This is a genomic window from Sphingobium quisquiliarum P25 (genome assembly GCF_000445065.1).
Taxonomy (GTDB): domain Bacteria; phylum Pseudomonadota; class Alphaproteobacteria; order Sphingomonadales; family Sphingomonadaceae; genus Sphingobium; species Sphingobium quisquiliarum.
The window spans coordinates 40,403-60,339 of record NZ_ATHO01000144.1; the positions used below are offsets into that span (position 1 = coordinate 40,403).

24 protein-coding genes are annotated in these 19,937 nt (G+C 64.1%); 15 read left to right on the forward strand and 9 right to left on the reverse strand.

Annotated features, from left to right (window positions below; all coding sequences use genetic code 11):
* The first annotated feature begins 54 nt into the window (after nucleotides 1-54).
* The 4 genes from L288_RS37435 (at nucleotide 55) to L288_RS37450 (ending at nucleotide 3,468) form a co-directional block, all read left to right on the forward strand.
* Nucleotides 55-1,059, forward strand: a complete 1,005-nt coding sequence (locus L288_RS37435; protein WP_021239267.1) for a PhoH family protein — start codon at nucleotides 55-57, stop codon at nucleotides 1,057-1,059.
* 66 nt (nucleotides 1,060-1,125) lie between these two features.
* Nucleotides 1,126-1,626: an rRNA maturation RNase YbeY gene (gene ybeY / locus L288_RS37440; protein WP_021239268.1), complete on the forward strand. Its 501-nt coding sequence runs from the start codon at nucleotides 1,126-1,128 to the stop codon at nucleotides 1,624-1,626.
* Nucleotides 1,627-1,691: 65 nt separating this feature from the next.
* A complete protein-coding gene (locus tag L288_RS37445) occupies nucleotides 1,692-2,639 on the forward strand; it encodes a hemolysin family protein (protein ID WP_021239269.1) in 948 nt (315 codons plus the stop codon).
* Nucleotides 2,640-2,679: 40 nt separating this feature from the next.
* Nucleotides 2,680-3,468 carry a glutaminyl-peptide cyclotransferase gene (locus L288_RS37450; RefSeq protein ID WP_021239270.1) on the forward strand — a complete coding sequence of 263 codons (789 nt, stop codon included), beginning with the start codon at nucleotides 2,680-2,682 and terminating at the stop codon, nucleotides 3,466-3,468.
* Nucleotides 3,469-3,516: 48 nt separating this feature from the next.
* On the opposite strand, the gene L288_RS37455 is transcribed toward L288_RS37450, so the two are convergent.
* Nucleotides 3,517-3,819 (reverse strand): hypothetical protein, encoded by a 303-nt coding sequence (locus L288_RS37455; protein ID WP_021239271.1) that lies wholly within the window; start codon nucleotides 3,817-3,819, stop codon nucleotides 3,517-3,519.
* 120 nt (nucleotides 3,820-3,939) lie between these two features.
* Between L288_RS37455 and L288_RS37460 the strand changes: the two genes are divergently transcribed.
* The 5 genes from L288_RS37460 to L288_RS37480 all read left to right on the forward strand — a co-directional run bounded on the left by L288_RS37460 (nucleotide 3,940) and on the right by L288_RS37480 (nucleotide 7,330).
* Nucleotides 3,940-4,272 carry a hypothetical protein gene (locus L288_RS37460; protein ID WP_031304691.1) on the forward strand — a complete coding sequence of 111 codons (333 nt, stop codon included), beginning with the start codon at nucleotides 3,940-3,942 and terminating at the stop codon, nucleotides 4,270-4,272.
* The gene (locus L288_RS37465; protein WP_021239273.1) at nucleotides 4,269-4,514 is read left to right on the forward strand and encodes a hypothetical protein; all 246 of its coding nucleotides are present in this window, start codon (nucleotides 4,269-4,271) and stop codon (nucleotides 4,512-4,514) included. Before L288_RS37460 ends, L288_RS37465 begins: the two co-directional genes overlap by 4 nt.
* Nucleotides 4,515-4,611: 97 nt before the next feature.
* Entirely contained in the window at nucleotides 4,612-5,541 is a 930-nt protein-coding gene (locus L288_RS37470) for a DUF808 domain-containing protein (RefSeq protein ID WP_021239274.1), read from the forward strand.
* Between the two features lie 10 nt (nucleotides 5,542-5,551).
* Nucleotides 5,552-6,934: an MATE family efflux transporter gene (locus L288_RS37475; protein WP_021239275.1), complete on the forward strand. Its 1,383-nt coding sequence runs from the start codon at nucleotides 5,552-5,554 to the stop codon at nucleotides 6,932-6,934.
* 75 nt (nucleotides 6,935-7,009) lie between these two features.
* Nucleotides 7,010-7,330, forward strand: a complete 321-nt coding sequence (locus tag L288_RS37480; RefSeq protein ID WP_021239276.1) for a hypothetical protein — start codon at nucleotides 7,010-7,012, stop codon at nucleotides 7,328-7,330.
* A 30-nt stretch (nucleotides 7,331-7,360) separates the two neighbouring features.
* Here L288_RS37480 and L288_RS37485 read toward each other — a convergent pair whose 3' ends face one another.
* The 3 genes from L288_RS37485 to L288_RS37495 all read right to left on the reverse strand — a co-directional run bounded on the left by L288_RS37485 (nucleotide 7,361) and on the right by L288_RS37495 (nucleotide 9,755).
* Complete coding sequence (locus L288_RS37485; RefSeq protein WP_021239277.1) at nucleotides 7,361-8,131, reverse strand: ABC transporter permease; 771 nt, start codon at nucleotides 8,129-8,131, stop codon at nucleotides 7,361-7,363.
* Nucleotides 8,128-9,060, reverse strand: a complete 933-nt coding sequence (locus tag L288_RS37490) for an ABC transporter ATP-binding protein (RefSeq protein ID WP_021239278.1) — start codon at nucleotides 9,058-9,060, stop codon at nucleotides 8,128-8,130. The genes L288_RS37485 and L288_RS37490 overlap by 4 nt, the downstream gene beginning before the upstream one ends.
* Nucleotides 9,061-9,125: 65 nt before the next feature.
* Complete coding sequence (locus L288_RS37495; RefSeq protein WP_021239279.1) at nucleotides 9,126-9,755, reverse strand: class I SAM-dependent methyltransferase; 630 nt, start codon at nucleotides 9,753-9,755, stop codon at nucleotides 9,126-9,128.
* 306 nt (nucleotides 9,756-10,061) lie between these two features.
* Between L288_RS37495 and L288_RS37500 the strand changes: the two genes are divergently transcribed.
* Entirely contained in the window at nucleotides 10,062-10,364 is a 303-nt protein-coding gene (locus tag L288_RS37500; protein ID WP_021239280.1) for a glycine zipper 2TM domain-containing protein, read from the forward strand.
* Between the two features lie 60 nt (nucleotides 10,365-10,424).
* Here the strand turns inward: L288_RS37500 and L288_RS37505 are convergent, their stop codons facing one another.
* On the reverse strand, nucleotides 10,425-10,703 hold the full coding sequence (locus L288_RS37505; RefSeq protein WP_021239281.1) for a longin-like domain-containing protein: 279 nt from the start codon (nucleotides 10,701-10,703) through the stop codon (nucleotides 10,425-10,427).
* 146 nt (nucleotides 10,704-10,849) lie between these two features.
* Entirely contained in the window at nucleotides 10,850-11,257 is a 408-nt protein-coding gene (locus L288_RS37510) for an EVE domain-containing protein (protein ID WP_021239282.1), read from the reverse strand.
* Nucleotides 11,258-11,361: 104 nt separating this feature from the next.
* On the opposite strand from L288_RS37510, the gene L288_RS37515 reads away from it, so the two are divergent.
* A complete protein-coding gene (locus L288_RS37515; RefSeq protein ID WP_051209723.1) occupies nucleotides 11,362-12,267 on the forward strand; it encodes an isopenicillin N synthase family dioxygenase in 906 nt (301 codons plus the stop codon).
* Nucleotides 12,268-12,279: 12 nt separating this feature from the next.
* On the opposite strand, the gene L288_RS37520 is transcribed toward L288_RS37515, so the two are convergent.
* Nucleotides 12,280-12,663, reverse strand: a complete 384-nt coding sequence (locus tag L288_RS37520) for a dihydroneopterin aldolase (RefSeq protein WP_021239284.1) — start codon at nucleotides 12,661-12,663, stop codon at nucleotides 12,280-12,282.
* A gap of 93 nt (nucleotides 12,664-12,756) precedes the next feature.
* On the opposite strand from L288_RS37520, the gene L288_RS37525 reads away from it, so the two are divergent.
* The 4 genes from L288_RS37525 to L288_RS37540 are packed head-to-tail and all read left to right on the forward strand — an operon-like array spanning nucleotide 12,757 to nucleotide 15,703.
* Nucleotides 12,757-13,293: a GNAT family N-acetyltransferase gene (locus L288_RS37525; RefSeq protein ID WP_201766651.1), complete on the forward strand. Its 537-nt coding sequence runs from the start codon at nucleotides 12,757-12,759 to the stop codon at nucleotides 13,291-13,293.
* Between the two features lie 43 nt (nucleotides 13,294-13,336).
* On the forward strand, nucleotides 13,337-13,903 hold the full coding sequence (locus L288_RS37530) for a DUF1285 domain-containing protein (protein WP_030538409.1): 567 nt from the start codon (nucleotides 13,337-13,339) through the stop codon (nucleotides 13,901-13,903).
* Nucleotides 13,900-14,511 carry a CoA pyrophosphatase gene (locus L288_RS37535; protein WP_030538410.1) on the forward strand — a complete coding sequence of 204 codons (612 nt, stop codon included), beginning with the start codon at nucleotides 13,900-13,902 and terminating at the stop codon, nucleotides 14,509-14,511. The genes L288_RS37530 and L288_RS37535 overlap by 4 nt, the downstream gene beginning before the upstream one ends.
* A complete protein-coding gene (locus L288_RS37540) occupies nucleotides 14,492-15,703 on the forward strand; it encodes a CCA tRNA nucleotidyltransferase (RefSeq protein WP_021239288.1) in 1,212 nt (403 codons plus the stop codon). The genes L288_RS37535 and L288_RS37540 overlap by 20 nt, the downstream gene beginning before the upstream one ends.
* Here L288_RS37540 and L288_RS37545 read toward each other — a convergent pair.
* Together L288_RS37545 and parC are read right to left on the reverse strand one after the other, a co-directional pair.
* On the reverse strand, nucleotides 15,667-17,418 hold the full coding sequence (locus L288_RS37545) for a putative bifunctional diguanylate cyclase/phosphodiesterase (RefSeq protein WP_021239289.1): 1,752 nt from the start codon (nucleotides 17,416-17,418) through the stop codon (nucleotides 15,667-15,669). The two genes, L288_RS37540 and L288_RS37545, sit on opposite strands and share 37 nt — an antisense overlap.
* An 84-nt stretch (nucleotides 17,419-17,502) precedes the next feature.
* Nucleotides 17,503-19,791: a DNA topoisomerase IV subunit A gene (parC, locus tag L288_RS37550; RefSeq protein ID WP_031304694.1), complete on the reverse strand. Its 2,289-nt coding sequence runs from the start codon at nucleotides 19,789-19,791 to the stop codon at nucleotides 17,503-17,505.
* Nucleotides 19,792-19,937 lie beyond the last annotated feature (146 nt).

The following is a 19,937-nucleotide window of genomic DNA, read 5'->3' on the forward strand; positions in this document are numbered from 1 at the left end:
AAGAGATGGATAGCCGTCCCCACGGCTGCGACAGAAGTAGGAAAGGGCTGACCCATGTCCAAGAAACCGAACCAGAATCATCGTCTCGGCGCTGCCGAACGTGCCCGGTTGGAGGTGACGTTCGAAAAGCCGCACCTGCTGGGAACGCTGTTCGGGCAATATGACCAGAATCTGGTCGCGATAGAGAATCGGCTGGGCGTCTACATCGCGGCGCGCGGCAACAAGTTGCAGATCGAGGGCGACCCCGAAGCCGCCGCGCGCGCACGCGACGTTCTGACCGGCCTCTATAATCGTATCGTCGCCGGGCAGGAGATTGACGGCGGCGCGGTTGAGGCGGTCATCGCCATGTCCGCCGAACCCACGCTGGACGGCATCATTCGCCACGATGTCGCCGAACCACCCAAGGTGATGATCCGCACGCGCAAGAAGACCATCGTCCCCCGGTCATCGACCCAGGTCACCTATATGGAGGCGCTGACCCGGAACGATATCATCTTCGCGCTTGGCCCCGCAGGCACCGGCAAGACCTATCTCGCTGTCGCCCAGGCCGTCAGCCAGCTCATCACCGGCAGCGTCGACCGGCTGATCCTGTCACGCCCCGCCGTCGAAGCGGGCGAGCGGCTGGGCTTTCTGCCGGGCGACATGAAGGACAAGGTCGACCCCTATCTGCGGCCGATCTACGACGCGCTCTACGACACGCTGCCCGCCGAGCAGGTGGAGCGCCGCATCGCATCGGGCGAGATCGAGATCGCTCCCCTCGCCTTCATGCGCGGCCGGACGCTCTCCAACGCCTTCATCGTGCTGGACGAGGCGCAGAATACCACCATCGCCCAGATGAAGATGTTCCTCACCCGCTTCGGCGAGGGCAGCCGCATGGTGATCTGCGGCGATCCGCGTCAGGTCGATCTGCCGCAGCCGGGCATCTCCGGTCTGGCGGACGCGGTCGCTCGCCTGGAGGGCGTGGAAGGCATATCGGTCGTTCCATTCGGTATCGGCGACGTCGTGCGCCATCCGGTCGTGGGCCGCATCGTTCAGGCATATGAGGGGCCGGATGCCTAGACCGGCTCACCGCGCCCCTTCCCTTCGTGCCAAGACCTTCACCACCATCAACAGAGCCTTGACCCTATGATAGAAGTCGCCGTCCTCCACGATCAGGGCTGGCCGGGCGCCGACTGGGACATGCTCGCCCAGCGTGCCGTCGCCGCGGCCATTACCCACAGCCCCTACGCATCCTTCGCAACCGACCAGGCGCTGTACGAGGTCGCCGTCAAGCTGACCAGCGACGAGGAGGTGCACGCGCTGAACCGCGCCTATCGCGACAAGGACCGGCCCACCAACGTCCTGTCCTTTCCAATGGTGCAATCGGACCTGCTGGAGGCCACAGCGAACACCGACGATGGCGAAGTGCTGCTGGGCGACATCGTCCTGGCGGAGGGCGTGTGCGCCAGCGAAGCGGCGGCCAAGGGCATATCCATCGCCGATCATGCAACCCATCTTATCATCCACGGCACTTTCCATTTGCTGGGCTATGACCATATGGAAGACGCCGAGGCCGAAGCGATGGAAGCGCTGGAAACACAATCGCTGCTGAGCCTTGGCATCAACGATCCTTATGGGGATCGCTAGATTTTTGCTGCCGATCGCTTTAGCAGCCAGATATACAAGCATTGAACAGGGGAATAGGAAGGCAGATGGCTGAGGGCAGCCCAAAGGACGGCAACGGTTCCAAGGAATCGGACAGTAGTAGCCAGGAAGGTGGCTTATGGAGCGGCCTCAAGTCGCTCCTCTTCGGCGAGGAAGAAAGTCCTAGCCTTCGCCGCGAACTGGAAGAAGCGCTGGACGAATATGATGAGGAGGAGCAGGAGGAAGGCTCCGCCGCTCCCGCCAAGGGCGACCTTTCGGCGATCGAACGCCAGATGGTCCGCAACCTCCTGCACTTTTCAGAACATACGGTAGATGACGTCGCCGTCCCTCGCGCGGATATCATCGCTATCGAGGAAAAGGCGAGCTTTTCCGATCTCGCCGCGCTGTTCGCCGAAGCGGGCCACAGCCGCATCCCGGTCTATCGCGACACGCTGGATACGATCGTCGGCATGATCCACATCCGCGACGCCTTCGCGATCCTGGCGGGCAAGGCCCCCGTGCCGGACAGCATCGCGCCTTTGATCCGCCAGCCGCTCTATGTGCCCGAAAGCATGGGCGCGCTTGACCTGTTGGCGGAAATGCGGGCCAAGCGTACGCATCTGGCCATCGTCCTGGACGAATATTCGGGGACGGAAGGCCTGCTGACCTTTGAGGATCTGGTGGAAGAGATTGTCGGCGATGTCGAGGACGAGCATGACGACGCGCCCGAAGCGCTTCTCGTCCCGCTCGACCATGGCCTGTGGGAAGCCGACGCCCGCGCCGAACTGGACGATGTCGCCAAGGAGATCGACAGCCGCCTCGCCGATATAGAGGAAGATGTCGATACGCTGGGCGGCCTCGCCTTCGTCATCGCCGGACGCGTGCCGGAGGCCGGGGAGATATTGGAACATGAACAGAGCGGCTGGCGTCTTGAAGTGATCAGCAGCGACGGACGCAGGGTCAAGCGCCTGCGCCTGCATCCGCCGGTGAACCAGGACGGCGGCGAGGAAGAATGACAGCTACGGCGGCCGCTCCGGCTGGACATAACGCGCCATAATGTCCGGTTTCGCGGTTTCCGCGCGGCGCTGGAGCGCCCTCGCCCTGCTGTTGCTCGCCTTCGGGCTTTCTCCCCAGCTGCGCGCGGAAACGCCGTGGACGCTGGTTAAAAGCTATCCTCACGACCCGGCCGCCTTCACCGAAGGACTATTCTTCCATAACGACGCTTTGTTCGAAAGCACGGGGCTGGAAGGGCAATCGGAAATCCGCAGGGTCGCGCTGAAGGATGGGCAGGTGCTCGAACGCCGCGTCATCCCCCCGCCCTATTTCGGCGAAGGCATCGTCAACTGGAAAGACCGGCTGATCAGCCTCACCTGGCGGCACCGCACGGGTTTCGTGTGGAAGCTCGATGACTTTTCCCCGGTTGGGCAATTCCGCTATGAAGGCGAAGGCTGGGGCCTGACGCAGGACGGCCATAGCCTGATCATGAGCGATGGCACGGCCCAGCTCCGTTTCCTGGACCCGGAGCAGCTCACCGAGCAGCGCCGCATCACCGTGTCCTTCAACGGCCGCCCCGTGGACCGGTTGAATGAACTTGAATATGTGAAGGGCGAAATCTGGGCCAATATCTGGTACGACAGCCGGATCGCGCGCATCGACCCGCGCACCGGAACAGTCATCGACTGGATCGACATCTCACCCCTTTACGAGGCAAGCGGCGCGAAAGACAGCGAAGCGGTTCCGAACGGCATCGCGTACGATGCCAAGGGCGACCGCCTGTTCATCACCGGCAAATATTGGGCGAAGCTGTTCGAGATCAAGGTGAAACGCGAGAGCATCGCCCGGTAGAACATGCTCCGTGCGGGCTAAGCTGTCGAAGCCCTCCCGATCCTGTCATCAACTCGCCTTCTTCCGCCGCGTCTCCCATCCCTTCTTTGCCGCAGCCGAGCGATCGGCCGCCGACCGCCGGACAGAGGCCGCGCCGCCCTTCCGCCCGCCCTTGCGCGAAGATACGTGCGTGTCGGGCTTGCCGCGCCCGGAACCGGACTTGTTGCCGCCGCCCGATTCCTTGTTCACCGTGGCCCAGGCCCGCCGTTCCGCCTCCTTGTGGGAAACGCCGCGCTTCTCATAACCTTCCTCAATATGCTCCGCCTTGCGCTTCTGCTTGCCGGTATAGCTGCTCTTGTCGCCCTGGGGCATGGATCGTCTCCTGTGCAGTCATCGCCCTGTTCAACGTACCGTCTCGCTTCCCGTTCACTCCGCTACGCCACCGTTACGATCGTTGCGGAACGGAACCGAATGGGCGGCGTTCCTCTGGCCATGGAGCAGCGCACCCTTATCGAAAGGCTGGCCCGCCACCTTGCCGCCGGTGATCCCGATCAGTGGCAGGGCCGGGTGGCCGACGCCGCAAGCATCCTCGCCATCATGAAGGACCCTGACGCCCATATGCGCGAAGCGGGGGATGAGACGCTGTGGCGCGCCATGATCGACGCCGCGCTGCGTCAGCGCTGGCAGGTCGCTGGCGGAGAAGGCGGCGACGAAGCGCGCCCCGGCACGGATGAGGAAGGCGAATTCCGCCTCCATCCCCATGGCGTGACCGACAGCCGTGCCGAATGGGTCCATGTTCACAATCCGCAGGAGAAATCATCATGAAGGGGCTGCTGAAACTCGCGTTCCTGACCGGGCTGGGCACAGTCGCCTGGAAAAGCTGGAAAGAGCGGCAGGCGAAAGCCGCGCCTGACGACCGCGCGCCGGTGGGATCGTCGGGCATCGTGCGGGATGCAGGGCCGGAAGAACAGCATATCGACGCCCGCGATTGGGACATGGTGGACGAGCAGGTCGACGAATCCTTCCCCGCCAGCGATCCGCCCGGAAACTATCGCGGCGTCGCCTGACGCAGCCCCGGCGCTCTTGTTGCTCCACAGCGGCCGCCGCCCTATGAGGCGGTAGCTGGCGGGCGGCCGCCTGCTCTTGAACAGGGGAAGTTTATCAATGCCTTCGGGTCTGATCGCGCTGCTCGATGACGTAGCGGGAATAGCCAAGCTCACCGCTACGTCGCTGGACGATGTGGCCGCGGCGGCGGGCAAAGCCGGGTCGAAGGCGGCGGGCGTGGTCATAGACGATACGGCGGTGACGCCGCGCTATGTCATGGGCCTGACGCCCGATCGCGAGCTTCCTATCATCTGGAAGATCGCGCGCGGATCACTGCGCAACAAGCTTCTCTTCCTGTTACCGGCCGCGCTTCTACTCAGCGCGTTCGCTCCCTGGCTGCTCCCGCCCTTGCTGATGGCGGGCGGTGCCTTCCTCTGTTTCGAAGCTGCCGAAAAGCTGTTGGAGGCGGTGCAGGGCGGCCATGACCCCGCCGAAGAAGCGCTAGCCACCCATAGCTCCGCCGAACTGGAGCAGCAGAAGGTTTCCGGCGCGATCCGTACGGATTTCATCCTGTCGGGCGAGATCATGGCAATCGCGCTGGGCACCGTGGCGACAGAGCCGCTTTGGGAGCAGGCGGTTATCCTGACCGTGGTCGCCATCCTCATCACGGCGGGCGTATATGGCGTGGTCGGGCTCATCGTGAAGATGGACGACATCGGCCTGCATTTGGCCGAAAAGTCGTCCGCCACGGCGCGGACGGTCGGCCGCGGCCTTGTTCACGCCATGCCGGTGCTCATGAAAATCCTTTCGGTCGTGGGCACGGCCGCCATGCTGTGGGTCGGCGGCGGGCTGATCGTCCACGGCCTGCATGAATTTCATTGGGACCTGATCCCCGGCGCGATCCATTCAGTGGCGGAAAGCGCGGCCCATGCCTTGCCCGCCGCCGGTTCGGTGATCGAATGGGTGGTGAACGCCATCGGATCTGGCATAATCGGCCTGATCATAGGCGGCATCATCGTGGCCATCCTTCATCTGTTCAAGAAGCACTAAGAGGCCCTCCATGCCCTCGCCATGGCGGCAGGAGGCGGGCGCGCTGATGGCGCTCGCCCTGCCGATGATCGCCGGAAACATCGCCTGGGCCGGGATCGCCGCGACCGACCTGCTGCTGATCGGCGGCCTGGGCGCTCAGGCCGTCGCTGCTGGCGCGCTGGCGATCAACCTGTTCAACGCATTTCTGATCTTCGGCATGGGCCTCGTCACCGCCGCAGCCCCGCTGATCGCGGCGGAGCGCGGCCGCCGCCGCCATTCCGTGCGGGACGTGCGCCGCACCGTGCATCAGACGCTGCGCGCCGCGCTCCTGTTCGTCCTGCCCGCCTGGCTCCTGCTGTGGCAGAGCGAATCGATCCTGCTCGCCATGGGCCAGCAGCCTGAACTCGCCCATGATGCCGGACGGCTGATGCGCGGCCTGCAATGGGCGCTGCTCCCGTTCCTTGGCTTCACCACCCTGCGCAACTTCATATCGGCGTTGGAAAGGCCAGTGTGGAGCCTCGTCATCATGGCGGCAGGCATTCCGTTCAACCTGCTGGCCGGATGGACTCTGATCTTCGGTCACTTCGGCTTCCCCGCGCTCGGACTGTTCGGCGCCGGAATTGCAAGCAGCCTGTCCTCCTGCTTCCTGTTCCTGGGCCTGCTGGCCGTGATCCTGATCGATCGCCGCTTCCGCCGTTACCGCCTGCTCGGCCGCTTCTGGACCCCAGACCGGGAAAGGCACCGCGCCGTCTGGGCGCTAGGCCTGCCGATCGCGATCACGCTGGGGTTCGAAACCACCGTGTTCAATGCGTCGGCCTTCCTCATGGGCCTGATCGGTCGCGATTCGCTCGCCGCGCACGCTATCGCGATCCAGATCGCCGCGCTCCTGTTCATGGTGCCGATGGGAATCGGACAAGCGGCGACCGTCCGGGTCGGAATGGCGCACGGGCGCGGAGACGCCGCCGCGACAGGGCGGGCAGGCTGGATCGCGCTGCTGCTCGGCACCGGCTTCGCCCTGGCGGCGGCCGCCCTGCTCGTCACCGTTCCCCGCCTGCTGATAGGCGCGTTCCTCGACCTGTCCGATCCTCTCAACAGCCGCACGGCCGCACTGGCTGTCAGCTTTCTGGGGATAGCCGCCCTTTTCCAGCTCGTGGATGCTGCCCAGGCAATCGGCGCTGGCGCGCTGCGCGGCCTGCACGACACGCGCGCGCCCATGATCTTCGCGCTGCTGGGCTATTGGGTCATCGGCATCGGCATCGGCACGCTGCTGGCCTTTCCCATGGGATTGCAGGGGCTTGGCATCTGGATCGGCCTTGCGGCGGGTCTTGGCGTGGTAGCGGTGCTGCTGGTCATCCGCTGGAGCCGCCGGGATGCGCTGGGGCTGACCGCTCATCTCCCGCCCCGCTCGTCTTGAAAACCACTCCTTGCACATGGTGCGGCGCACAAAGCAATTGAACCTGCGGCGCGAATCAGTAATGACGGGCGCACCATGACTGCCCCGACGACCATTTTCGAAGCGATCGCGCTTCAGAAATGCCTGATGGCGACCTACAACAAGATGGTCGTCAAGCTGGCGCCGCACATCCTCTATACCCGCCATGACGAGATGTTCATCGACGCCGTGACGATCGAGCGGGAAGGCCGCCCGCCGCGCGAGTTGAAGCTGGGCACCTTCAAGCTGGCGGGCCTGAACGAGGTCAGCGTCATTGACGAGACGTTCGAGGCGATGCACGGCCTCTACGACGAATCCGACGTGAAATATAAGGGCGTAACCCTGTTCGCGATCGCGCCGGAAAGCGCCGCCGCCTGAGGCCGGAGGGGGCGCTCAGCCCCCTACCCCTTATTTCTTCAGCCGGTATCCGGTCTTGAACATCCAGCCGATCACGGCCAGGCACACAAGCAGCATGGCGGTGATGAACAGCAGGCTATATTCGATCCCCACATCGCCCCGGCCGAAAAAGGTCCAGCGAAAGCCCGAGATCAGGTAGACGATCGGGTTGAACAGGGTGATCGTACGCCAGGGTTCGGCCAGCATGTGGATCGAATAAAATGCGCCGCCCAGGAAGGTCATGGGCATGATCAGCAGCAGCGGAATGACCTGCAACTGCTCGAAACTCTGCGCCCATATGCCCAGGATGAAGCCGAACAGGCAAAAGCTGACCGCGATCAGGACCATGAATGCGATCATCGCGAACGGGTGCATGACATTCACGTCGACGAACAGGTGCGCCGTCGCCAGGATGATGAGGCCGACGATCAGCGACTTGGTCGCCGCCGCGCCGACATAGGCGATCACCGTCTCCCCCGCTGAGATGGGCGCGGACAGCAGTTCGTAGATGGTGCCGCTGAACTTGGGCATGTAGATGCCGAAGCTGGCGTTGAAGATGCTTTCGGTGAACATCGACATCATGATCAGGCCTGGCACGATGAAGGCGGCGTAGGGAATGCCGTCAATCTGCGTCATGCGCGATCCGATCGCCCCGCCGAACACGACGAAATAGAGCGATGTGGTGATGACCGGCACCAGCAGGCCGGTCAGGAGCGTGCGGCTGAACCTGTGCAGTTCGAACCTGTAAATGGCCCAGATGGCGCGATGATTAAAATGGCTCATGCCGCCTTCTCCTGATGGACGAGGCTGACGAAGATGTCCTCCAGACTGCTCTGCTGCGTATTGAGGTCCTTGTACCCGATGCCAAGGTCGCCCAGCCGCCGCAGCAGCGAGGACACGCCGGTCCGCTCGGCCTGCGTGTCGAACACATATTCGATCTCGCACCCCTCGCCGTTCAGCGACAGGTTCCATTCGGACAATTCCGGCGGCAGCGCGTGCAACCGGTCGCTCAGCGTCACGGTCAGCGTCTTGCGGCCGAGCTTCTTCATGAGGGCCGTCTTGTCCTCGACCAGGATCAGTTCGCCCTTGTTGATCACGCCGACCCGATCGGCCATCTCCTCGGCTTCCTCGATATAATGAGTGGTCAGGATGATGGTGACGCCGGTCTGCCGCAATTCGCCGATCAGCTTCCACATATCGCGGCGAAGCTCAACATCGACCCCGGCCGTCGGCTCATCCAGGAACAGCACGCGCGGCTCATGGCTCAGCGCCTTGGCGATCATGACGCGGCGCTTCATGCCGCCTGAAAGCTCCAGCATCTTGTTGTGCCGCTTGTCCCACAGCGACAGGTCGCGCAGCACCTTTTCGATATAGGCATCGTTGCGCGGCTTGCCGAAAAGGCCGCGCGAAAAGCGCACCGTATCGATGACCCGCTCAAAGGCGTCGGTGTGCAGTTCCTGCGGCACCAGTCCGATCGCCGCGCGCGATTCGCGGTAGTTTCGCACGATGTCATGCCCGGCGACGGTCACCGACCCGCCGCTGGCCCGCACATTGCCGCAGATGATTGAAATCATCGTCGTCTTGCCCGCGCCATTGGGGCCAAGCAGCGCGAATATCTCCCCCTCTTCTATCTCAAGATCGACGCCTTTCAGCGCCTGAAAGCCCGACGCATAGTTTTTCGTCAGGCCGGAAACCGTTATGATCGACGCCATGCGTGGATAAGCCCCTTTCTTTGCTGGCGAAGATAGGGGACGAACGGCGCGGCGCAACCGGAAGGCTATTCGCCCCGGCGGAAAAAGCGAAAAACCGTCGCCGGGGGGAAGTTGCGCACCGTCTGGCCGACCCGTTCCACGTCCAGGTTCAGCGCGTCCAGCACATCCCGGCTCACCGGCGGACGGGGTGAATAGGTGAACTGGATGAAGCCGCCGCCCGGGCGCAGCATGCGGAACGCCTCGGACAGGATATCCGCATGCATGTGGCGATCCATGGCGAGCAGCGGAAGGCCGCTGACGATCGTCTGATACTGCCCCGCTTCGCCAGCGGCGACGGTGGACACGATCTGCGCCGGCGTTTCCAGCACGGACACGGCGGGAAAATGCCGCCGCAGGCCGCGCGCAAAGGCCGGATTGATCTCAACGACTTCCAGCTTTTCGGGCGGCAGTCCGGTTTTCAATATGGCGCGAGTGAACACCCCGGTGCCGCCGCCCAATTCCATGACCCTGCCGTCAGTGGGATCGATATGCGCGACCATCAGCCTTGCCAGAAAGCGGCTGCTGGGCACGACCGAGGCGGTCTGCCGGGGCTTCTTCACCCAGGCTGCCAGAAAATCGAGATATTCCGTTGCGCGTGCGCGAAATTCGCTGTTGGGCAGAGCAATGGCCCGGCTACGCTTGGGCTTATGTTGCATGAGCGAAAGGCAACCGTCCTCTTGTCATGGCGACTCCCTTAGCGGGGTGGAAGCGCGGCGTCGATTGGCTTTAGCATTTCGCCGCCGCCTGCCGGGTAACAGGCGCGGTATAGAAGCCCGGCTGTATTTCCCGTGCGCCGGATGTCCAATTTGATGAAAATCAGTGCGTTCACCGCGCCCGGCTGACGCTCTGCCGATGATTTTAACGGAGCTTACTCAACAACTTAGCTTGTTGCCGCAGGTTCATGCAACCTCCCCCAATATCGGCGGGTTCAAACCAGCAATCATCTTTCTGGAGGAGAAAATATGCGTAAAGCCGTACTCGCCCTGGCCGCCGTTTCGATGGCCATTCCCGTTTCCATGGCCGTGCCGACCGAAGGCGCCCAGGCGCGGAAACATTATCGTTACAAGGAATGGCGCGGGCGCGACGGACGCACCTATTGCCGCAAGTCCGATGGCACGACCGGCCTGATCATTGGCGGCGTCGGCGGCGCGCTGCTTGGCCGTACGATCGATACGCAAGGCGACCGGGCGACCGGCACGATCCTGGGCGCTGCGGGCGGCGCGCTGCTCGGCAAGGAAATCGACAGCAAGCGCCGTTGCCGCTGATGCAAAAAAGGGGCGGCTTCCCCACGGAAGCCGCCCCGATCCTTATCGGAGAATAAGGCGTTACTTGCCCGAAGCGCCGCGCGCTTCTTCCACCTTGAACGCCACCGGCACGCCGCCGGACGTACCGGAAACCTTGCCATTCTTGACGGCGAGGTTGAAGGCGACCGCATCGGGATAGCGGCGGCCCGAAATTACCTGGCCCGTCTTCGTATCGCGCACGTCATAGACGTAGGTATAACCTTCGTGCGTGAACCGCTGCTTGCCTTCTTCGGCAGAAGCCGGGGCGGCGGCGGCAACAATGGCGCTCACAGCGCCAGCAACAAAAATCTTCGACAGCATTCGCATGGTTTTGCTCCTTGTGAATGCCGATCAAACACCCCTGATCTTCTGTTCTGTTGAGGCCAGTCTATGTTCGCTGCACCGCAGCGACAATCGCAAGTGACGGCAGGGTAATTGCGTCCCGCGCAATCATGCCCTGGCGCTGATCACGCCTTCGCCAGCGCCAATATGTGCCGGAACTCCGCCTCGCTGAGCGGCGAGACGGACAGCCGCGACTGGCGGAGCATCACCATGCCGGACAAGGCGGGATCGGCCTTCATCGTCTTCAACGTCACAGGCTTGGGCAGCTTTTCCTTCGGGGCGACATGCACGGCGATCCACTTGCCGGTGTCGTCCGTGCTGTCGGGCGCCGCCTCCTCGACAATCTCCATCACCCCCACCGCTTCGACGCCGATATTACTGTGGTAGAAGATCGACAGGTCGCCCTTGCGCATGGCCTTCATGTTGAGCTGGGCGGCGTGGTTGCGCACCCCGTCCCACTCCGCCTTCCCCCTTTCGACCAGATCGTCATAGGAAAAAACGTCCGGTTCGGATTTCATCAGCCAGTAGTTCATGCCGCCTCCTTGCATCAGCCGGCCGGGCCGATCAAGGATGCCGTCGGCCAAGCGGAGTGAACAAGGTGCCCCATAGAGAAACGGACCAGCTGCCCATCCTTTCGATGACCGGCATGGCGGAAGGCGACTTTGCCGGGGCACTGGGCGAGTCCTTCCAGCGGTTCGGCTTCGCGATGGTCCGCGACCATGGCATGGACGAAGCGCTGGTCGACCAATGCTGGGCGCTGTCCCGCCGCTTTTTCGACCTGCCTCTTGAAGTGAAGCAGCGCTACGACGCCGCTTCCAATGGCGGGCAGCGCGGCTATACCGCCTTCGGCCGGGAAATCGCGAAGGGCGCGAATGAGAATGACCTGAAGGAATTCTGGCATATCGGCCGCGACCTGCCCGCTGGCGACGCCTTGGGCCATGCGATGCCCGCCAACATCTGGCCGGAGGAAATCCCGGAGTTTCGTCCCGCCTTCACCCGCCTCTATGCCGGGTTCGACCGCATCGGGCGCAGGCTGCTGTCGGCGATCGCCCTTCATCTGGGGCTGGACTCCGGCTGGTTCGAAGGCCCTGTCCGCAATGGCAATTCGATCCTGAGGCTGCTGCACTATCCGCCCGTGTCGCCCGCCGCTGCGGGCATCAGGGCGGCCGCGCATGAGGATATCAACCTCATCACCCTGCTGCTCGGCGCGGAAGAAGGCGGTCTTGAACTGCGGGACCGCGCCGGGAACTGGCTGCCCGTGGTGCCGCCCAGGGGCGCTCTGGTGATCAATGTGGGCGACATGCTGCAACGGCTTACCAACCACCGCCTGCCCTCGACCAGCCACCGCGTCGTCAATCCGCCGCCGGACCGCCGGGGCGTGTCCCGCTATTCCATGCCCTTCTTCCTGCACCTGCGCCCCGATTTCCTGATCGAGCCGCTGGCGCAATGCGTGGACGAGGCGCACCCGCGCCGCGACCCGCCGATCACCGCGCATGATTATCTGATGGAGCGGTTGCGCGACATCGGCCTGGTGAAGGCCTGACGGCGCAGCGCCTTACTTCCGCCCGCGCCCAAGGGTGATGCCGATTTCCTCACCCCTTTCGCTCAGCGCCAGCTTGATGATCTTCACGTCCACATGCAGCACCTTGTCGTCCTGAAGGAAGATGGTGTCGATGATATGGTCCGCGACCGCTTCGATCAGCGTGAAATGCTGCCCTTCCGGCAGAGCGGCGGTAGCCGCATGCTTCAGGTCCATATAGTTTTTCGACCGGGACAGCGGCGTATCGGGCGCATAATGGTCCGCCACTTTCAGCCGGGCGCGGATGGAAATGCGCAGCGGCTGCGGCAGATGCGTCTCTTCCGAATAAATGCCGGTCAGGACATTCACATCCAGATGATTGACCTCCAGCGTCAGAAAATCGTCAAATGCGCTGTCCATAGCCTTCCTGCGGCGGGCGACCGCCAGTTTGCGCTTTAAATTTCCGAAGCAGGCGTTAAGGCCGCCGCTCCCGGCGCGGTCCATGCGCCATTGATGGCGGATCGGCAAGACGTGTCTCGCATTGTGCCCTTGAACAACGTGCCGCCGCAGGACATCGAGCGGTTGCTCGACGCCGCTTTCGGAACGGACCGGCATGGGCGCACCGCCTATCTCATCCGCGACGGCATGCCCTGGTTGCCCGCCCTGTCGGTCGCCATGCTGACCGAAGGCGGAGAGTTGGCGGGATCGCTGCAATGCTGGCCTGTCGCGCTCACCAGAAGCGATGGGTCGCAGAAGCCGCTGATCATGGTCGGCCCCGTCGCCGTGGCCCCCGAACATCAGGGGACGGGGCTTGGCCGGGCGATGATGGACGCGGCGGTCGCCGCCGCCCGCACATGCGGGACGGAGCCGCTGATGATGATCGGCGACCCTGAATATTATGGCCGCTTCTGGGGCTTTTCGGCGGAAGGCACCGCAGGGTGGAGCTGCCCCGGCCCCTATGAGCCGCGCCGCCTGCTCGCCCTGCCGGTCGACGGATCTCCGGTCAACGGTCAGGGGATGCTGGGGCCCCGGCGTTCACCCGCGATTTGATTTCCCTTTTGCCTTCGGGCGTGCTCGATCCTATCTCGGCGCCATGCCGATGGAACCGCCGCCCGATCTTTCCAGCCTGTCGTTGACCGACATTGCGCGCCTTCTCGCGGAAAAGCGCCTGCCGCCGGTCGAACAATGGAATCCCGATCATTGCGGCGACAGCGAAATGCGCATCGCCCGCGACGGCACCTGGTTCCATCAGGGCTCGCCGATCGGGCGGGAAGCGATGGTGCGGCTTTTTTCCACCATCCTGCGGCGGGAACCGGACGGCTCTCATGTGCTCGTCACCCCGGTGGAGAAATTGTCGATCGAGGTGGAGGACGCGCCGTTCCTGGCCGTCGAGTTGAAAAGCGAGGGGGAAGGAGGCGCAAGGGCGCTCGCCTTCCGGCTGAACACGGGCGATCTGGTCGCGGCCGGGCCGGAACATCCCATTCGTGTCCGCGAAACGGCCGATGGGCCGCACCCCTATCTGCATGTGCGCGGCGGGCTGGAAGCGCTGGTGTCCCGCAGCGTCTATTACGAGCTTATGAACCTTGCGCTGGAGGAAGGCGCCGACCCCGTTGGCATCTGGAGCAATGGCGCGTTCTTCGCGCTGGACGGGTCGCAATGATGCTGGCGGACCGGCTGCGCGCCGCGCTGACGGAAGGGCATGCGCGCGACATCGGGATCGGCCTGTCGGACACGCGGGACCCCCGCATCCGGGAGGATATGGTGCTTGCGCCCGCCGCCGTTCTCGTCGCCATCACCGACCGGCCGGAACCGGGCCTGATCCTGACGCAGCGAGCGGCCTCGCTGCGCAAGCATGCGGGCCAGGTCGCCTTTCCCGGCGGCCGCGTGGATGAAGGCGATGCAGACGAAACCGCCGCAGCCCTTCGCGAGGCGCAGGAGGAGATTGGCCTGCCGCCCCGGCTGGTCGATATCGTCGGCACGTCGGACCGCTATCATACCTTCACCGGGTTCGACATCATCCCGGTCCTGGGCGTCATCCCGCCCGATCTCCCGCTCACGCCGCAGGCCAGCGAGGTGGCGGAGTGGTTCGAAGTCCCGCTCTCCTACGCGCTCGACCCGGCCAACCGGCTGAGGAAGCCGATCGAGTTCCAGGGCGAGCAGCGTCATTTTTACGAGATCATATGGGAGGACAAGCGCATCTGGGGCATCACTGCGGCGATCCTCGCCAATCTTTCGCGGAGGCTGAACCTTGGCCGCCTTGCTGCCTGACGCCGAATGGCGCCATCGCCCTGGACTCGACGGCCTGCTGACCGCGCTGGAGGCCGGGGAAGGCCGTGCCCGCTTCGTCGGCGGCGCGGTGCGGGACGGACTTCTGGGCCTGCCGGTCAGCGACCTTGATATCGCGACGGTCCTGGAACCCGCCGCCGTCGTCGACAGGTTGAAGACCGCCGGGATCAAGGCCGTGCCGACCGGCATCGACCATGGCACCATCACCGCCGTGATCTCCGGCTGGCCCGTCGAGATCACGACCCTTCGCCGCGACGTCAGCACCGATGGGCGGCGCGCGACCATCGCCTACACCAGCGACTGGCGCGAGGACGCGTCCCGCCGGGACTTCACCATCAATGCGCTCTATGCCGATCCGTTCAGCCGCGAAATCACTGAGTTTTTCGGCGGAGTCGCCGATCTGGAGGCGCGCCGCGTCCGCTTCATCGGCACAGCGCGGGAAAGGATCGCGGAAGATCATCTGCGCATCCTGCGCTATTTCCGCTTCCTGGCGCGCTTCGGCCGGGACGAGCCGGACGCGGAGGCCTATGACGCCTGCCGTGCCGCCGCCAACAGCCTGATGGCCCTGTCGCGGGAACGGATCGCGGACGAACTGCTGAAACTGCTGGCGGTGCAGGACCCGGTCGCTTCCCTCGCCTTGATGGTGGACGGCGGCATATTGGCCCCGGTGCTGCCGGAAATCGACCGGAGCGGGATCGATCGCCTCGCGGCGTTGATCCTGCGTGAGCGCGGCGCGGAGACTGATCCTTCCCCGCTCCGCCGCCTCGCCGCCCTGCTGCCGCCTGATGCCCGCGTGGCGGAAAATGTGGGCGCCCGGCTCAAGCTGTCGAACAAGGCGCGCAAGCGGATCATGCTCGCGCTCGAACCGCACGCAACGGCTATGCCGCCGCGCGCGCTGGCCTTTCGTATCGGGGTGGAGGGCGCGATCGACCAGATGCTGCTCGACCCGCGCCGCCCGCTGGAGGACATCCATGGCATGAGAGACTGGGTCCCGCCCCAGCTTCCGATCGGCGGCGGCGCGCTCATTTCACGCGGCCTGCCGCCCGGCCCCGATGTGGCCAAAGCCTTGGGCGAGGTCCAGCGCCTCTGGGTGGAGGAAGGCTTTCCCGACGCCCGGCGCGTCGCGGAAATCGCCGATCAGACCGTTTCGAAATTCCAGCGCGCGCGCCAATAGTCGAACGCTTCGGCCTCGGGCATGGGGCGCGCGAAATAAAAGCCCTGGCCATAGCCGCAGCCCATCTTCTGCAACGCGTCGGCCAGTTGCTGCGTCTCGATTCCCTCGGCGGTCACCGCCAGATTGAGCGATTCGGCCAGCGACAGGATCGTCCTGACGATGGCGCCCTTGTCCCTGTCCTCCAGCATCGTCGACACGAAGCTGCGGTCGATCTTCAATATGTCGATCGGCAGGCTGTGCAGGCTCGCCAGGTTGGAATAGCCGGTGCCGAAATCATCCATCGCGATCAGCATCTGCAAATCCTTGAGCGCGAACAGCAGTTTGCGCGCCTTGTCCGGGTCGGCGATGATCGCGCTCTCCGTGATCTCCGCCGTCAGGCGATCGCCCGCTATGCCGGAATAACGCAGCGATTCCTCGAACATCGATGCCACATCGTCCCGCGCCATCTGGATCGGCGACAGGTTGACGTTGACGCCCACCGGCAGCCTCTGCCCGAATTTCGCGTCCCAGCGGCTCAGCGCCTGCGCGGCCTCATAGGCGGCCCAGCGGCCCAGGGGCGTGATGAGGCCGCTTTCCTCGGCCACGGCGATGAACTCCACCGGCGACACATGACCCAGGTCGGGATCTTCCCACCGCGCCAGCGCTTCGAAACCGTTGACCTCGCCCGTGGGGAGATGGATCAGCGGCTGGAACGCCAGTGTCAGCCCCCCCTGCGCCAGCGCGGTGCGCAAGCGGCTCTCGATCGAAAAGCGCCGCTGCGCTTCCTTCAGAACGCCGTTGCGGTAGATTTCCACCTTGCCGCTGCGCTTGGCGATCTTGACCGCGGCCTGCGCCTTGCGGACCACATCGTCGGGATCATCGTCCAGGCTGACGGACAGCGCGCAGCCGATGGCGCAATCCACCCGGATTTGCAGGTCGCTCAGCCGGACCGGCGAATTCAGCGCATCCTTGATCCTCTGAACGATATGAAGGCAATCGGACAAGCCGTTGTTCAAGCGGGCGAATATCGCGAAGTCATTACCGCCGATGCGGGCGAGGACATCCCCCTGCCGCAGGCTGGACTTCAAACGCTTCGCTACCGTGATCAGCAGTTCGTCGCCCGCCATGGGCCCAAGCGATTCATTGACCCGGCTGAACCGGCTGAGGTCGATCGCGATAATGCCGAACTGGCCATTTTCCAGCCACGCGCCGTTCGCCAGCCGGTCTTCTATTTCCTCGCCGAAACCCGCGCGATTGGGCAACGCGGTCAGACCGTCCGACAATAGTTCGCGGCGCAGGTTCCGCTCGATGATGCGATCGTTCGTTCGGTCCAGCGCCGTGAACAGGATCAGGCTGGCATCTTCCTCATGCCAGGGCAGCAGGCCGACCGTGCAGCAGAAATATTCTGAACCCAGCACGCCATTGCGCCGCAATTCGAAAAAGCTGGTGGGCTGGCCGGCCGTCGCCTTTTCGATGATACGCTCGCGCCATTCTTCGGCGTAGGGCGGTTTCTCGGCCGGATCGACATTTTCAAGGAAGGTGCGAAAGAAACAATCATTCACAACGACGAGCGATAACTGATTGTCGCGAAGATATAAAATTGCGGCGGGATAAGGGATCGCCCCGACCCACTGCTCCTTTTCCGCCATGTCGGGCAGATGCGTGCGCGCGAACCCCGCAAGGGGGTCCTCGTTCAGGCTTTCATTCAGCCCGATACGCGCGGGAGTAGATTCCATACCACTCCTTAAAGCGGCAATTGGTAAATTTTCGGGAAATACTATGCTTTATTTCAATCGGATGTGGGGGATTTATACATTCGATCAAAAGCGGTTGTCACGCGGGAACCCAACCGGCGGCATGCGTCCGGCAGCGCCCCTCGCCACGCGCCAGGGCGTCATGTCGCTTTCCGTGCGGGTCCGGCCGCTGTCTCCGCCCATCGCCCAGCTTAGCCCGTCCGCCAGGCGGAACGCCACCGCATCGGACAATCCGCCGTCGCGATAGCGCTGCATCTGCACCCCCTGCCCCCGCGCCATCCGCGGCATTTCTATCAGGGAAAAGACCAGCAGTTTGCGATTTTCACCGACGACCGCGATGCTGTCCGCTTCGGGGGGGATGGGTTTGACGACGGAAAGCCGCGCGCCTGTGCGGACGTTCACCACCTGCTTGCCCTTGCGGGTTTCGGCGATCACATCCGCCATCGCCGCGACAAAGCCGCGGCCGTCCGACGACGCCAGCAGCAGTTCGCCGCCCGCGCGCGCAGGCAGAAGCGTCACGATCTGCCCCTGATCGTCCATGTCGACCAGCGACCGCACAGGATCGCCAAAGCCCCGTCCGCCCGGCAGCTTGTCCGCCCCCAGGGTGAAGATGCGCCCGGCGCTGGTCGCCAGCAGCAGCTTGTCGGTCGTCTGCGCGTGGAAGGCGATCATCGGGCCGTCGCCTTCCTTGAACTTCAGCGTATCGGCGGACGCCAGGTCGCGATGGCCGCTCATCGCCCGGATCCAGCCGCGTTCGGACAGGATGACGGTGATCGGCTCCCGCTCTATCATCGCCTCCAGCGGGATTTCTCGCGCGGGCGCGGCTTCCTCGACCAAGGTACGCCGCTTGCCGGAGTCCGTGTCGGGCGAATAGCGCTTGCGCAGTTCCGCCAGATCCTTCTTCAACCGCGTCCGCTGGCGGGTGGGGCTTTCGACCAGCTTCGTCAGCTCCTCCCGCTCTTTCAGAAGCTCGGCATGTTCGCGCCGCAGTTCCATCTCCTCCAGCTTGCGCAGGGACCGCAGCCGCATGTTCAGGATCGCTTCGGCCTGCCGGTCGGTCAGCTGGAATTCCTCCATCATCACCGCCTTGGGTTCATCCTCGGTGCGGATGATCTCGATCACCCGGTCGAGATTGAGATAGGCGATGATATAGCCGTCGAGCAGTTCGACCCGCGCCGCGATCTTGTCCAGCCGGTGGCGGGCGCGCCGCACCAGCACGTCGATCTGGTGCTTGAGCCACTCGATCAGCACCGGCTTCAACCCCAGCACGCGCGGCGTGCGCGTCGCGTCCAGCACGTTGAGGTTCAGCGGAAAGCGGTTTTCCAGGTCCGTCAGCCGGAAAAGGCTGTCCATCAGCACATCGGGGTCGACGGTGCGGGCGCGCGGTTCGATGACGATGCGGATTTCCGCGTCGCTCTCGTCCCGCACATCGGCCAGGATCGGCAGCTTCTTGTCGTTGATGAGCGCGGCGATCTGCTCGATCAGCTTGGATTTCTGCACCTGGAAGGGTATCTGCGTGACCACCGCGACCCAGGTGCCGCGACCGCCATCCTCCTTGTGCCAGCGCGCGCGGGTACGGAACGATCCCCGCCCCGTCGCATAAGCCTCCGATATGATGGAGGGACTGTCCACCAGGACGCCGCCGGTCGGAAAGTCCGGCCCGCGCACGATCTGCATCAGGTCGGCATGTTCGGCATCGGGATTGTCGATCAGCAGGCTGGCCGCGTCGATCAGTTCGGACACATTGTGCGGCGGGATGCTGGTCGCCATGCCGACCGCGATGCCGCTCGCGCCATTGGCCAGCAGGTTGGGGAACAGGCCTGGGAAGACCTCAGGCTCCTCATCCTCGCCATTATAGGTCGGGCGGAAATCGACGGTCCCCTCGTCCAGCCCCGCCATCAGGTCGGCCGCCGCCTGCGTCAGCCGCGCCTCGGTATAGCGCATCGCCGCTGCATTATCGCCGTCGATATTACCGAAATTGCCCTGCCCATCGACCAGCGGCGTGCGGAGCGAGAAATCCTGCGCCAGCCGCACCATCGCATCATAGACGGACGTGTCGCCATGCGGGTGATATTTGCCGATGACATCGCCGACGACACGCGCGCACTTCTTATAGCTGGTGGTGTTGCGCGCCGGATTGGCGGCCAGCACGTTGGGCGGAGCGCCAGCCGGTTCCATCCGCAGCAGCCGCATCGCCCATAGCAGGCGCCGGTGCACCGGCTTCAGCCCGTCGCGCAGGTCCGGCAGCGACCGCGCCGTGATGGTGGAAAGGGCGTAGACGAGGTAGCGCTCGGAAAGCGCATCGTCGAAAGGGTGATCCTTGATAGCGTCGAACGGGTCGCGAAAATCGGTCATCGAAAATCGGAATAGCAGCGCAACGGAAAAACGGAAACGGGGATTGAAGCTCCGCCGTGCAGCCAGACCGGCAGCGAAACGCACGGAAAAATCATCCGCATCGCCTCCGGGGCTTGCACATTTGGCGGCACGCGCCAATTTGCGCG

What these genes read in the sequence shown, in the direction of transcription:
- L288_RS37525 (WP_201766651.1), top strand. Translation starts at nt 12,757, where the DNA reads ATGGCGGATCGGCAAGACGTGTCTCGCATTGTGCCCTTGAACAACGTG.
- L288_RS37510 (WP_021239282.1), bottom strand. Translation starts at nt 11,257, where the DNA reads ATGAACTACTGGCTGATGAAATCCGAACCGGACGTTTTTTCCTATGAC.
- L288_RS37455 (WP_021239271.1), bottom strand. Translation starts at nt 3,819, where the DNA reads ATGCCCCAGGGCGACAAGAGCAGCTATACCGGCAAGCAGAAGCGCAAG.
- L288_RS37475 (WP_021239275.1), top strand. Translation starts at nt 5,552, where the DNA reads ATGCCCTCGCCATGGCGGCAGGAGGCGGGCGCGCTGATGGCGCTCGCC.
- L288_RS37500 (WP_021239280.1), top strand. Translation starts at nt 10,062, where the DNA reads ATGCGTAAAGCCGTACTCGCCCTGGCCGCCGTTTCGATGGCCATTCCC.
- L288_RS37545 (WP_021239289.1), bottom strand. Translation starts at nt 17,418, where the DNA reads ATGGAATCTACTCCCGCGCGTATCGGGCTGAATGAAAGCCTGAACGAG.
- L288_RS37530 (WP_030538409.1), top strand. Translation starts at nt 13,337, where the DNA reads ATGCCGATGGAACCGCCGCCCGATCTTTCCAGCCTGTCGTTGACCGAC.
- L288_RS37465 (WP_021239273.1), top strand. Translation starts at nt 4,269, where the DNA reads ATGAAGGGGCTGCTGAAACTCGCGTTCCTGACCGGGCTGGGCACAGTC.
- L288_RS37460 (WP_031304691.1), top strand. Translation starts at nt 3,940, where the DNA reads ATGGAGCAGCGCACCCTTATCGAAAGGCTGGCCCGCCACCTTGCCGCC.
- L288_RS37505 (WP_021239281.1), bottom strand. Translation starts at nt 10,703, where the DNA reads ATGCTGTCGAAGATTTTTGTTGCTGGCGCTGTGAGCGCCATTGTTGCC.
- L288_RS37535 (WP_030538410.1), top strand. Translation starts at nt 13,900, where the DNA reads ATGATGCTGGCGGACCGGCTGCGCGCCGCGCTGACGGAAGGGCATGCG.
- L288_RS37445 (WP_021239269.1), top strand. Translation starts at nt 1,692, where the DNA reads ATGGCTGAGGGCAGCCCAAAGGACGGCAACGGTTCCAAGGAATCGGAC.
- ybeY (WP_021239268.1), top strand. Translation starts at nt 1,126, where the DNA reads ATGATAGAAGTCGCCGTCCTCCACGATCAGGGCTGGCCGGGCGCCGAC.
- L288_RS37490 (WP_021239278.1), bottom strand. Translation starts at nt 9,060, where the DNA reads ATGGCGTCGATCATAACGGTTTCCGGCCTGACGAAAAACTATGCGTCG.
- L288_RS37470 (WP_021239274.1), top strand. Translation starts at nt 4,612, where the DNA reads ATGCCTTCGGGTCTGATCGCGCTGCTCGATGACGTAGCGGGAATAGCC.
- parC (WP_031304694.1), bottom strand. Translation starts at nt 19,791, where the DNA reads ATGACCGATTTTCGCGACCCGTTCGACGCTATCAAGGATCACCCTTTC.
- L288_RS37480 (WP_021239276.1), top strand. Translation starts at nt 7,010, where the DNA reads ATGACTGCCCCGACGACCATTTTCGAAGCGATCGCGCTTCAGAAATGC.
- L288_RS37520 (WP_021239284.1), bottom strand. Translation starts at nt 12,663, where the DNA reads ATGGACAGCGCATTTGACGATTTTCTGACGCTGGAGGTCAATCATCTG.
- L288_RS37515 (WP_051209723.1), top strand. Translation starts at nt 11,362, where the DNA reads ATGACCGGCATGGCGGAAGGCGACTTTGCCGGGGCACTGGGCGAGTCC.
- L288_RS37435 (WP_021239267.1), top strand. Translation starts at nt 55, where the DNA reads ATGTCCAAGAAACCGAACCAGAATCATCGTCTCGGCGCTGCCGAACGT.
- L288_RS37450 (WP_021239270.1), top strand. Translation starts at nt 2,680, where the DNA reads ATGTCCGGTTTCGCGGTTTCCGCGCGGCGCTGGAGCGCCCTCGCCCTG.
- L288_RS37485 (WP_021239277.1), bottom strand. Translation starts at nt 8,131, where the DNA reads ATGAGCCATTTTAATCATCGCGCCATCTGGGCCATTTACAGGTTCGAA.
- L288_RS37495 (WP_021239279.1), bottom strand. Translation starts at nt 9,755, where the DNA reads ATGCAACATAAGCCCAAGCGTAGCCGGGCCATTGCTCTGCCCAACAGC.